The 11,792-nt window shown below is 66.0% G+C and carries 10 protein-coding genes; all 10 read right to left on the bottom strand.

Annotation, left to right across the window (positions count from 1 at the left end; genetic code table 11):
• Positions 1-14 precede the first annotated feature (14 nt).
• The 10 genes from GOX53_RS02725 to GOX53_RS02770 all read right to left on the bottom strand — a co-directional run bounded on the left by GOX53_RS02725 (position 15) and on the right by GOX53_RS02770 (position 11,749).
• The gene (locus GOX53_RS02725) at positions 15-716 is read right to left on the bottom strand and encodes an ABC transporter ATP-binding protein (protein ID WP_171173475.1); all 702 of its coding nucleotides are present in this window, start codon (positions 714-716) and stop codon (positions 15-17) included.
• Complete coding sequence (locus GOX53_RS02730; RefSeq protein WP_171173476.1) at positions 709-1,482, bottom strand: ABC transporter ATP-binding protein; 774 nt, start codon at positions 1,480-1,482, stop codon at positions 709-711. Before GOX53_RS02730 ends, GOX53_RS02725 begins: the two co-directional genes overlap by 8 nt.
• Positions 1,479-3,323: an ABC transporter permease gene (locus tag GOX53_RS02735; protein WP_171173477.1), complete on the bottom strand. Its 1,845-nt coding sequence runs from the start codon at positions 3,321-3,323 to the stop codon at positions 1,479-1,481. Before GOX53_RS02735 ends, GOX53_RS02730 begins: the two co-directional genes overlap by 4 nt.
• Positions 3,324-3,386: 63 nt before the next feature.
• Positions 3,387-4,598, bottom strand: coding sequence for an ABC transporter substrate-binding protein (locus GOX53_RS02740; RefSeq protein WP_171173478.1), 1,212 nt, complete (start codon positions 4,596-4,598; stop codon positions 3,387-3,389).
• Between the two features lie 89 nt (positions 4,599-4,687).
• Positions 4,688-5,269, bottom strand: a complete 582-nt coding sequence (locus tag GOX53_RS02745) for an amino acid synthesis family protein (RefSeq protein WP_171173479.1) — start codon at positions 5,267-5,269, stop codon at positions 4,688-4,690.
• A complete protein-coding gene (locus GOX53_RS02750) occupies positions 5,266-5,847 on the bottom strand; it encodes an amino acid synthesis family protein (RefSeq protein ID WP_171173480.1) in 582 nt (193 codons plus the stop codon). Before GOX53_RS02750 ends, GOX53_RS02745 begins: the two co-directional genes overlap by 4 nt.
• Positions 5,840-6,703, bottom strand: a complete 864-nt coding sequence (locus tag GOX53_RS02755) for a UPF0280 family protein (protein ID WP_171173481.1) — start codon at positions 6,701-6,703, stop codon at positions 5,840-5,842. The genes GOX53_RS02750 and GOX53_RS02755 overlap by 8 nt, the downstream gene beginning before the upstream one ends.
• 1 nt (position 6,704) lies before the next feature.
• Complete coding sequence (locus GOX53_RS02760) at positions 6,705-8,186, bottom strand: 6-hydroxynicotinate reductase (RefSeq protein ID WP_171173482.1); 1,482 nt, start codon at positions 8,184-8,186, stop codon at positions 6,705-6,707.
• Positions 8,176-10,923, bottom strand: coding sequence for a molybdopterin cofactor-binding domain-containing protein (locus GOX53_RS02765; protein WP_171173483.1), 2,748 nt, complete (start codon positions 10,921-10,923; stop codon positions 8,176-8,178). Before GOX53_RS02765 ends, GOX53_RS02760 begins: the two co-directional genes overlap by 11 nt.
• Entirely contained in the window at positions 10,907-11,749 is an 843-nt protein-coding gene (locus tag GOX53_RS02770) for a xanthine dehydrogenase family protein subunit M (protein ID WP_254446441.1), read from the bottom strand. Before GOX53_RS02770 ends, GOX53_RS02765 begins: the two co-directional genes overlap by 17 nt.
• Positions 11,750-11,792 lie beyond the last annotated feature (43 nt).

Below are 11,792 nucleotides of genomic sequence, written 5' to 3' on the forward strand. Positions count from 1 at the left end.
TCTCTGTTCCTCGGTCAAACCGCAAGATAGGCGTTCGAAACTTCGGGCTTGGCGTCAAGATCGGCAAAGCTGCCCTCATACCGCATGGCGCCCTTTTCGATGATATACGCCCGATCCGAGACGGCGCGGGCAAAATGCAGGTTCTGCTCGGACAAGAGCACCGACAACCCCTCGCGTTTCAACTCGGCGATAACCTGCGCCATCTGCTCGACAATCACCGGCGCGATCCCTTCCGAGGGTTCGTCCAGCAGCACCAGTTTCGGATTGCCCATCAGGGTGCGGGCAATGCTCAGCATCTGCTGCTCGCCGCCCGAAAGCTGCTTGCCCAGATTGCGACGGCGCTCGCGCAGGTTCGGGAACAGCTCGTAAAGATGGTCCAGCGTCCATTCCGGCGCATCCGGGCGCGGGGCGCGGCGGCCGACCTCAAGATTTTCCTCGACCGTCAGATCGCCGAACACCCGCCGGTCCTCGGGCACGTAGCCAAGACCGGTGCGGCAGATGACGTGTGAGGGCTTGCCCAAAATCTCCTGCCCGTCATAGGTGACGTGCCCCTCGGTCTGCTGCACCAACCCCATGATCGACTTGATCGTCGTGGACTTGCCCGCGCCGTTGCGGCCCAGCAGCGCCACCACCTCGTTCTCGCCAAGGCTCAGCGACACACCGTTCAGGATCTGCGCGCGGCCATAGCGGGCGTTCAGGTCGGTGACCTCAAGCATGGGCGCCCTCCTGCACAAAGGATGTGCCGCCGCCCAGATAGACCTCCTGCACCAGCGGGTTGGCGCGGATTTCAGCACCGCTGCCTTCGGCAATCAGCTCGCCCCGGTTCAGCACCAGAATGCGGTGGGCATGGGCAAAGACCACGTCCATGTCGTGTTCGGTGAAGACCACGCTGACACCGCCCTTGGCCACGATCTCGGCGGTCAGCGCCATCAGCGCGATCCGTTCCGAGGGCGCCATCCCGGCGGTGGGTTCGTCCATCAGCAAAAGCGCGGGCTCATGCGCCAGCGCGATGGCCAGTTCCAGCCGTTTCAGATCGCCATAGGCCAGTTCCGAACAGGCCCGCCGCGCCTGATCCTGCATTGACACCAGCTCCAGCAGTGCCATCGCCTGCTCGACATAGAGCCGCGTTGCGCGCGAGAACAGGTCAAAGACGCGGTGATGATGCGAGATCAGCGCCATCTGCACATTCTCCAGCACCGTCATCGACAGAAAGGTCGCCGTGATCTGAAAGGTCCGCCCGACCCCCATCCGCCATATCTTGCGCGGTGGGCGTCCAATCAGCTCGGCCCCGCGCAGCCGGACCGAGCCCGCATCCGGCCGCAGGTAGCCGTTGAGCATGTTGAAACAGGTGGTCTTGCCCGCGCCGTTGGGGCCGATCAGGGCCAGGAACTCACCCTCGGTCAGGTCGAAATCCACGCCCCTAACCGCATGCACGCCATCAAAGCTCTTGGACAGGCCCCGCACCTCCAGAACATGGGTCATGCGGCACCCCCTTTCACGGCGCGCAACAGGCGCCGGACCCCGCCCGCGATGCCGTCCGGGGCCAGCAGCACGACGATCAGGATGATGGCGCCGAAGATGAACCGCCAATAATCCAGCCGCGTCACCCAATCCTCGATCATCACAAAGGCGACCGCGCCAAAGATCGGCCCGGCCAGCGCGTGTATACCGCCCAGAAGCACCATGATCAGCCCGTCGATGCTCTGCGCTATGCCGAGGCTGTCGGGAAAGACGCTGCCCTTGGAGAAGGCAAAGACCACGCCCGCGAGCCCGGCAAACCCTCCGGCCAGCGCAAAGCCCATCCATTGATGAAGATTTGTGTTGATGCCTATGGCCTCGGCCCGGGTCTGACTGTCGCGGATGCCGCGCAGGGTATAGCCAAAGGGCGAATGCGCGGCGCGGCGCAGAAACCAGATGCCGCCGATGCAAAGCACGAAAGCCACGTAGAAATAGACCTGATCCGAGCTTGCCCATTTCGCGGGCCACACCCCGAGGATGCCGTCATCCCCGCCGGTGAAATCCTGCCACTGAAAGGTGACACCCCAGAGGATTTGTGCCGCTGCCAGCGTCAGCATTGCCAGATACACGCCGGAAAGGCGGACACAGAACCAGCCGAAGAAGATCGCCGCCGTCGCCGCGCAGACGGGGCCGAAGACCATTGCCGGAAGCATACCGAAGTCGAAGAATTTAACCGCCATCGCCGCCCCATAGGCGCCGACGCCGAAATAAGCGGCGTGGCCGAAACTCACCATGCCGCCGATGCCCATCATGAAATGCAGCGATACGGCAAAGAGCGTGGCGACCATCACATCGACCAGCAGGATCATGGTGAAGTCTGCAGCGACCGCCGGGCTCAGCGCCAGCAGGGCGACGGCAGTGGCCAGCACCATGGCCGAGCGCTGGCTCATCAGCGTCAGCGGCTGGTCAGGCTCTTCCGGCGCCCCATGCTCACTGCCCGGTTTGCCGAACAGGCCATAGGGGCGCACGATCAGCACCACCGCCATGACGACAAAGGGCAGCACGATGGAGATTTGCGGAAAGACCAGAATGGCAAAGGCATTCAGGACCGAGATCAGGACGGCGGCCACGAAGGCGCCCGAGACGCTGCCCATGCCGCCGATCACCACAACGACGAAAGCCTCGCCGATGATCGAGAGGTCCATCTGCAGCGATACCGCCTCGCGCGGGATTTGCAGCGCGCCGCCGAGACCGGCAAGGAACGCGCCCAGCACAAAGGCGGCAGAGAAAAGCCACGCCTGATTGACACCCAGCGCGCCCACCATCTCGCGGTCTTGTGTGGCGGCGCGGACCAGCACGCCCCAGCGGGTGCGGTGGAACAGAAGCCAGATCGCCAGCAGCACGGCGGGGCCGATGGCGATCAGGGCAAGGTCATATTCTGGGATCGGCTCGCCCATGATCCGCACCGCGCGGTCGAGCCCCGGTGCGCGTGGGCCCAGCAGGTCCTCGGCGCCCCAGATCGCCAAGGTAACGTCCTGCACGATCAGAACTACCCCGAACGTGGCGACCAGTTGGAACAGCTCCGGCGCCTTGTAGATACGGCGCAGGATGGTCAGCTCGATCACCAGCCCCAGCAGCCCCACGGCAGCGGCAGCAAGGATCACGCCGCCCCAGAAGCCCAGCACACTGCCGCTCCACATCGTCACCAGCGTGTAGGTCAGGTAGGCGCCCACCATGTAGAACGAGCCATGGGCGAAATTCACGATCCGGGTGACGCCGAAGATGATCGACAGCCCCGAGGCGATCAGAAACAGGGACGAGGCGTTGGCCAGCCCGGTCAGCAACTGCGCGAAGTAAAAGCCCATTCGGTCTTGGTCCCCGTTTCATTTGTCCGGCGGCGAGGCTCTGTGCACCCCGCCGCAGGGGCTTTATTCCGCGGGCCGCATCCCGGCGGCTTCTTCTTCGGACGGCAGGTAATCCGCGCCATCGGCATAGGACCAATCCACCATCACCGGGTTGCCATCGACCAGCCCGGTCTTGCCCACATAGGCGCCCATGGTCGACTGGTGATCGGCGGCGCGGAAGGTGAAGGGGCCGGTCGGACTGCTCTCGACGGTCAGACCCTCCATCGCGGCCAGCAGCGCCTCGGTCTCGGTCGAGCCCGCTTTTTCCAGCGCGGCAGCGATGGCCAGCACCGAGTTGTAGCCCACGATCGAGCCGGTCTTGGGCTCTTCCCCGAACTTCTCGATATAGGCTTCGGCAAAGGCTTTGTGCTCGTCGGTGGCGATATCGGTGGCCGGGTAGCCGGTGACGATCCAGCCCTTGGGCGCCTCGCCTGCCAGCGGTTGCAGATACTCCGGCTCACCGGTCAGCAGCGAGACCACATCGCGATCTTCGAACAGGAAGCGCAGCGAGCCTTCGCGGACGAACTTGGCCAGATCGCCGCCGAAGGTCACGTTGAAGATCGCATCAGGCTTCGAGGCCTCAAGCGCCCGCACGGTGCTGCCCGCGTCGATCTTGAAGACCGGAGGCCATTGTTCCTCGACAAATTCCACATCAGGGCGCAGCTTGCTGAGCTCGCGCTTGAAGGCGGCCACGGCGTCCTGCCCGTAGGCATAGTTCGGCGCCACGGTGGCCCATTTCACTGCGTCCAGCTTGGCGGCCTGCTCGGCCAGCATCGCAGCCTGCATATGGGTCGAGGGGCGCAGGCGATAGGTGTATTTGTTGCCCTTGGACCAAACGATGGCATCCGACAGCGGTTCCGAGGCCAGAAACAGCACCTCTTTCTGCTTGGCGAAGTCCGAGACTGCCAGGCCAATGTTCGACAGGAAGGTGCCAAAGATCAGCACTGCGCCTTCTTTCGAGACCAGTTCCTCGGCAATCCGGATCGCGGTGGCCGGGTCGCCGGTGTCGTCGCGGCTGATCACCTCAAGCTGCTTGCCGCCGACGCCACCTGCCGCGTTGATCTGTTCGACCGCCAGTTGCCAGCCTTTTTTGTAGGGCTCTGTGAAGGCTGGGAGGCGGGTGTAGCTGTTTACTTCGCCCAGCACGATGGTGTCCGCCGCGTGGGCCTGCGGGGTTAGTGCCGCAAGGGGAAGGGCGGCGAGTGCACCCAGCACGGTGCGTCTGATCAGGGTCATGTCATGTCCTCCTGTTGATCTTGTTTCGCGGCCAGTTGTGCCCGGCTTCTGCGTGGTTGTCAGTGCCAAAGTGACGCAAGGTCATGCGGTTAGCGCAAACCGTCCTTCCCCTCGGCCTCATCCGTCGTCAGCCCGCCGACGCGGGGCAGGGGGCGGCCGCTGTCGGTGACGGCCACGGCAACCATGATTTCACCTGCGCGCGGCGCGTCGTTCAGGCGTACCTCGATGCCGTCGAAATGGCTGCGGACATAAGCGGCGTCCTTGTGGCCCAGCGGCACGTCCAGCACCTGCCCGGAGCTGCCCATCTTCTTGGACGACGGCACCAGTGCCGCGCCTTTCTCGACTTCTTTGCGCAGCGGTGCGCCAAGCTTGGGATGCAGGATTGCGGCCGCATGTTCCAACTCGCCATTCTCGCCCACCATGGCGGATTTCCCATAACTTTCAGCCTGTTCCGGGGCGATGCCCAATGCCTCGACACAGCGGCGGCCCAGCAGGGCACCCAGCTCGGCGCCGGTTTCCATCAGCTCGGACAGGTCGTCGACATAACGCCCGGCGCAGGGATTTTCGATCACCGCCACGGCGACGGCCTTGCGGGTGGGCGGGGCGATGTCGCGGCCCGCCTCGATATGGGTTTCCTCGACATTCACGGCGATCTTGCGAATCTTGGTCATCTCAGTCCGTCCTCTCCCTTGATCTGCCAGGCCTCGAGCCCGCCCGAGCGGGAATGGATGCGCGGGCCGGTCGTCATCACCAGAGCGAAAGCAAGCTCATCGGCGCGCGGGGCGTCGTTGCAGCCGACCTCCATACTGTCGAAATGGCTGCGCACGTAGGCGGCGTTGATATGGGTGATCGGCACATCGAGGCGCGCGCCTAACCCACTGACTTTCTTTGAAGAAGGCACGATCGCATTGGCCTTGCCCAGAAGCTGGCGCATGGCGTATCCGCCCGGCGCGTGCCACAGCGCGCCGTGTTCCAGCTCCCCGCCCTCGCCGATCAGGGAGCCCTTGCCGTAGCCTTCGACGGTCTCAGGCCCGCCCAGCATGTCGAGCAGCTTTTGTGCCATTTGCAGGCCGAGGGGTTTGAGGTCTTCCATAAACGATTGAATTTCAGTCACATAACCCCCGGCGAACGGGTTGGATATGATGGCCAGAACCGAGGCGCGGCGCAGCGGTGTGTCGGAGACCGGGCCGCCCTCGTGGTAGATTTCTTCGAGCGAGGAGACGGTTTTTCGCAGCACGACATCAGGCATGTTCGGCAATCTCCGTTCGGTTCGGGGCGACCATGTCGCGGCCTCCTGCCTGGCAGGACTGGCCGCGCAGGGTCAGGTGCGCGGCGCGTATTGTGTTCGTTTTGTACATGTCCTGCGCCACCTTATGTCCGTTTTGTACAGCCCGCCAAACCTCGTTTTCGGTCAGATCGCCGCAATGGGTCACGACCGGCCGACTGCCCAGATCGCTGTCGTCGCGCAGCTCGTTGGCGGCGACGCGCCGGATCGCCGGATGGCCGGGCAGGTCCACCGCGTTGGCGATGAACGTGGCGGCCACATCCGCCGCTGCCGCGTTGCGGGCGAGGACCGTGACGCTGTCGGCGATGCCGAGGCTGAGGCTGCGCCCGCCGAGGCCCGAGGTGGCGAGGCCTTTGATCCCGTCCGAGGCGTGGAGGGCGATGCGGCCAAGGTCCCTACCGCCGAGATCGCGCATCGCCATCGAGAATGTCTCGTCTCCGGTCAGATGAATGGCGATGTCGCCGCCGTTGTTCACATAGGCGCGGCGCAGGGGGGTGGCCTGTGTCATGACATCCAGCACCTCATCGGCGACGGCTCCGGCGACGGCGGCCATGCGGGTGACGAAACTGGCGGCATGAGAGCGGGTGGCTCGGTCCATCCGGCGCGCGACGCGGCCTGACGGTTCCGGTGCGTCCGGTGTCATCGGTGCGCGCAGCGTTTGCAGCTCGTCAACCAGTTCCTGCAGGATGGTGTCGAACCGGGCGCGGGCGGCCTCGAAAGCGCGGGCGCGGTTCCCGTCTGCCCCGATGATCAGGTCGATCGGCCCGTGCTGCAGATGCAGCCGGGTCCCGCAGGGCAATATGGCGGCCACCGGTCCCATGTCACCTCGCCCAGCGGTAGTTCTTGCGGTCCATCGGGTCGGACTTCGTGTCCTCGGGCGTCACCTTGCGGTCGCTGTCCGAGACCACCTGCGCGACCGGCGTGATCTGATCCATATGCCCGCCGAGCGCCTGATAGTCGCTGACCCGCATGGTGAACTCGATGGGGGCGACCAGCGCCGGGGTGGGGACGTAGCCGAAGGATTGCGTGGGCATGTCCAGCACATCCACCATCACCGTGATGCCGCCGCCGGGCCAGACATAGCTGTCGGCGCCGCCGCAGGAGACATAGGCCAGCGAATCCTTGACCGAGCGGGTCAGGCGCACCGGGTTCTCGGTGACGCCCGCGCGCAGCGACCCGCCCGCGCCGCCCATGAACAGGACCGAACAGACCGAGGGTTCGCAGTTTTCGGCGATCAGGTCGGCGGAGGCCTTGAGCGCTTGCGGAACCTCTGCCGGTTGCGGGGTCAGGTCGGCGTCCAGTTCGAAATAGGCATATTGCTCACCCGTGGTCGATACCATTAGCAGGCGCAGGCCGGGCCAGGCGACCTCGGGCTTGAACGTGTTCAGGATCACCAGCGGGTCGGTGATGTCGGTGCCGCCCCAGCCGGTGCCCGGCTCGGCCACCTGAAAGTAACGCCCCGGGGTGGAGCGGCGGCCCTTGATGCGGATGCCGGTGGGCGGCACGTCCAGCATCTTGCCCGCCTGATGTTCGCTGAGCACGCCGGTGATGTGATCGTCGACCACCACCACCTCGTCCGCGTGGCCCATCCATTGCTTGGCGAACATGCCGATGGCGGCAGAGCCGCAGCCGACGCGCATCAGCTTTTCCTCGATCCCGTTTATGATCGGGGCCTGGCCCGCCTGCACGATCACAGTCGTTTCATGTTCGGGCTCACCGATCACCATCTCAACCGCCTCGCGGTTGCAGAGCCGGAGCAGAGCGTCGCAGGTCACGCGGCCCTCTTTCTTGGAGCCGCCCGTCAGGTGCTCGACCCCGCCGAGCGACAGCATCTTGGAACCGTATTCCGAGGTCATCACATGGCCGATGGGCTCGCCCTCGACCCGCACCACGTCGCGTTCGTGGCCTATATGGCGGTCGGTGTCGATCTTCACCTTGACCCCGCAATAGGAGAAGATGCCCTCGGTCACGACGGTGACCATGTCGACGCCCGCGACCTCCTGGCTGACGATGAAGGGGGCCGGTTTGTAGTCGGGATAGGTGGTGCCTGCGCCCACGGCGGTGACGAAGGGGCGGCTGCCTTGCAGGATGTCGCCATCCCATTCGTCGGGGCGGGCGTCCTTCATGAAGGGGACAAGTTTCTGGTCGGTGTGTTCGATCACCGTCAGCGCGTCGAGCCTTACCAGCGTGCCGCCGTGATTGGCGTAGCGGTCGCAGGCGCCCGAGCGGCCTTCGGCGATGTAGCAGAGCACCGGGCAGGCGTCGCAGCGGATCTTTTCCGGTTTCATGCGCTCAGCGGTCATGGCTTTGCTCTCGGATAGCGGCCCGCAGGCGCGCGGGCGTGGCGGGAACCTCGGTGATCTGCACGCCGCAGGCATCGCGAATGGCGTTGAGCAGGGCCGGGGCGGTCGGGATCAGTGCATGTTCGCCCAGCCCCTTGGCGCCATAGGGGCCGTGGGCGTCCGGTTCCTCGATGATGATGGTGTCGATGGGCGGGATGTCCCCGATGGTGGGGATCAGGTAGTCATGCAGGTTCTCGGTGGTGCCGGGGAGGTATTCCTCCATCAGTGCCATGCCGAGGCCCTGGGCGATGCCGCCTTCGACCTGGCCCTCGACCAGCAGCGGGTTGATGGCGCGGCCGACGTCATGGGCGGCGGTGAAGCGGAGCGGTGTGACGGTGCCCATGCGGGTATCGACCTCGATCACCGCCAGATGCGCGGCATAGCCGAACTGGGCGTAGGGAATGCCCTGTCCGTTTTCGTCGAGCGGTCTGGTGGGCGGGTCATAGGTTTCCTCGGCGCGCAGGACGTAGCCTTCGCTGTTCCGGGGCAGGGCGGTCAGGTCGATGTCGTGGGAGTCGCCCCGGTCGGTGATGCGGATCGTGCCGGTGTGGATGTTCAGTTGCGCGCCTGTGCTGGCATTGACGCGGGAGAGGATTTGCGCCCGGAGCGCTTCGCCCGAGAGCCGCGCGGCGTTACCCGAGACATAGGTCTGGCGCGAGGCCGAGGTTTTGCCGCCATCCGGGGTGACGTCGGTGTCGGGGCCGATCAGGTGCAGGGTGTCCACGGGCACTCCGAGCGCGGTGGCGAAGATCTGGGCGATGACGGTGTTGGCGCCCTGGCCGATATCCATGGCGCCCTGGTGCAGCATGACGGTGCCGTCGGCGCGGATGCCGGACTTGATGGTCGAGGGGTTGGGCAGCGAGGTGTTGCCGCAGCCGTACCAACCCGCCGCCACGCCGACACCGCGTTTGATTGTGCTGTTCTGCGCGTTGAATGCGGCGGTGGCGGTGCGTTCGCGGTCCCAGGCGTGGCGTAACGCTTCGAGGCAGGCGCGGATGCCGACACCCTGGTCGAACACCTGCCCGCAGACGGTCTGGGTGCCGTTTTCCAGCGCATTGCGGATGCGGAAGTCCAGCCGGTCGATGCCCAGCGTGTCGGCCAGTTCGTCGAACAGGCCTTCCTGTGCGATGGCGGCCTGTGGCACGCCGAAGCCGCGGAAGGCGCCGGCGGGCGGGTTGTGGGTGTGGATGCCTTTGGCCTCGGCGCGATAATCAGCTACGCGGTAGGGGCCCGAGGCGTGGACGGGCACGCGGTTGGCCACGGTCGGTCCCCAGCTGGAATAGGCGCCGGTGTTGAAGAGGCCGTCGAAGGTGAACCCGCTGAGCTGGCCGTTCCGGGTCGCGCCGATGCGGAGGCGGAGATCGGAAGGGTGCCGCTTGGTGGTGGCCTGCATCGACTCGGTGCGCGAATAGGTCAGGCGCACCGGCTTGCCGGTTTTGAGCGTGGCGAGCGCCAGATAGGGCTGCACCGACAGATCGAGCTTGGCGCCGAAGCCGCCGCCCACCGCCGTGGGGATGATGCGGACCTGAGAGCGGTCCGTCCCGAGGATATCGGCGAGTGATTCCTGATCCATCACCGGGGCCTGGGTGCAGGCATGGACTTCGACCCGTCCGTTGGCCATTTGGGCGAAACCTGCCTCGGGCTCGATATAGGCGTGTTCGACGAAACCGCTGTGGTAATGGCCTTCGACCACCGTGTCCGCCTGCGCCAGCGCGGCCTCGGGATCGCCGCATTGCACCAGCCCGGCGCACATCAGGTTGCCCTCGCGCCCGCCGTGCAGGAGAGGGGCTTCGGGGGCCATGGCTTCGGCCACATCGTCGACCGGGGGGCGTTCGTCCCAGGTGACCGGGAACCGGGCCGGGTCGAATGTGGCGATCGCCTCGGGAGTGCCGACGATGGCGGCGACCGGGTCGCCGCGGAATCGCGCCTCGGTCTCGGCAAAGACCGGCTGGTCGATGAAATCGGGGATGGTGCCGAACAGGTTGCGGCCCGGGATATCGGCGGCGGTCAGGACGGTTTCGATGCCATCGGTGGCGGCGACATAGGCGTCGAGATCGCCGAGTGTGAACCCGGCGCGGGGGTAGGGAGAGCGGATCAGCCGAACCTCCAATGTTCCGGCGGGCGCCACGTCGTCGCCGTAGAGCTCATTCCCTGCGACCTTGGCCAGCCCGTCCAGACGCGGGATGGCGGCGCCGACCTCGCCGCTGGGCGGAACTGGCGGAGTGTTCCCGACCTCCATCACCGCGCGGATGATCTTGCGGTATCCGGTGCAGCGGCAGAGCACGCCTCCGAGGGCGTCCTTGACCGCGAGCTTGTCTGGGTCAGGCGTGCGGCGCAGGAGGGCCAGTGCGGCGACCATCATGCCCGGCGTGCAGATCCCGCATTGCGCCGCCCCATGGGCCTGAAAGCTGTCGGCCAGTTGCTGCATAAGGGGGTCGCTCTGCATGAACCCGGCCAAGGTCTCCACCGCGCGCCCCTCGGCCTGATGCGCGGGCATCAGGCAGGCGCAGACCGGATCGCCGTCGACCAGGACGGTGCAGGCGCCGCAATCACCTGCGTTGCAGCCGATCTTGACGTCGCGCGCATCCAGCCGTTCGCGCAGGGTTTCGGAGAGGCGTTCGCCCACGCGGGGGCGGGGGCTGACGGGCAGGCCGTTCAGCGAGAAACCGACAGTGTCGTTCTCAACCCGCCGGTCCATCAGACCCTCCCGCCGTTTTGATGGCCCGCAGGCATTGCTCGGCCACCGCGTCCAGCCGGTAGGCACCGCTGGCCCGCACATCGTCGATGGGGCTGAGCGGGCGCAGATGGTCCGGGGTCACAACAGCCGCGTCGGGTGTCACGCCGGTCAGTTCCGACTCCAACCGGTGCAGGCGCTGGGCGGTTGCCGAACAGGCGCCGACCGCCACCCGGGCGTGGGCAATCCGCCCGGCATCTTCGAGTGCGATCAGAGCCGCCGTCATCGTGATCGAAATCACCAGATATCGCCGCGCGCCCAGCTTTTCGAAGCTGCCGACCGCCCCGGCGGGCGGTTCGGGCAGCACGAGCGCGGTCACCATCTCATCCCCGGTGAGCGCAGTGCGGCGCACGCCGGTGATGAAATCGGTCAGGGGCAGGGTGCGTAGACCCTTGGCCGAGGCGATCTCGACCTGCGCCCCGAGCGTCAGGAGCGGCGGCACCCCGTCGGCGGCGGGTGAGGCGTTGCAGAGATTGCCCACCACGGTTCCGGCGTTCTGGATCTGGATACCGCCCACTTCGCGCGCGGCGGCCTGAAGCCCGGCAAAGGCGCGGGGCAGGTTGGCCTGGGCAATGTCGCTCCATCGGGTCGCGGCGCCGATGCACCAGCCCGTGTCGTTGCGGGTGATACCGCGCAGCCCGGCGATGCGGGTGATGTCCAGCAGGTCGGTCTGGCGCGCGCCATCCCTGCGCGAGGGGTAGAAATCGGTGCCTCCGGCGACGATCCGGACCTGACCCGCGGACAGGCGGTCCAGTGCTTCGTCCAACTCGGTCGGCGCGAAATAGTGCAAACGTCCGATCTCCCCCCAAAGGTCAATCTCGTTAGTATGCGAA

Origin of the sequence: Ruegeria sp. HKCCD8929 (assembly GCF_013031405.1) — a bacterium.
Classification (GTDB): domain Bacteria; phylum Pseudomonadota; class Alphaproteobacteria; order Rhodobacterales; family Rhodobacteraceae; genus Ruegeria.

Coding starts and splice junctions, on each gene's coding strand:
- GOX53_RS02750 (WP_171173480.1), bottom strand. CDS start 5,847: ATGCCTGATGTCGTGCTGCGAAAAACCGTCTCCTCGCTCGAAGAAATC.
- GOX53_RS02765 (WP_171173483.1), bottom strand. CDS start 10,923: ATGGACCGGCGGGTTGAGAACGACACTGTCGGTTTCTCGCTGAACGGC.
- GOX53_RS02760 (WP_171173482.1), bottom strand. CDS start 8,186: ATGACCGCTGAGCGCATGAAACCGGAAAAGATCCGCTGCGACGCCTGC.
- GOX53_RS02725 (WP_171173475.1), bottom strand. CDS start 716: ATGCTTGAGGTCACCGACCTGAACGCCCGCTATGGCCGCGCGCAGATC.
- GOX53_RS02730 (WP_171173476.1), bottom strand. CDS start 1,482: ATGACCCATGTTCTGGAGGTGCGGGGCCTGTCCAAGAGCTTTGATGGC.
- GOX53_RS02735 (WP_171173477.1), bottom strand. CDS start 3,323: ATGGGCTTTTACTTCGCGCAGTTGCTGACCGGGCTGGCCAACGCCTCG.
- GOX53_RS02740 (WP_171173478.1), bottom strand. CDS start 4,598: ATGACCCTGATCAGACGCACCGTGCTGGGTGCACTCGCCGCCCTTCCC.
- GOX53_RS02755 (WP_171173481.1), bottom strand. CDS start 6,703: ATGGGACCGGTGGCCGCCATATTGCCCTGCGGGACCCGGCTGCATCTG.
- GOX53_RS02745 (WP_171173479.1), bottom strand. CDS start 5,269: ATGACCAAGATTCGCAAGATCGCCGTGAATGTCGAGGAAACCCATATC.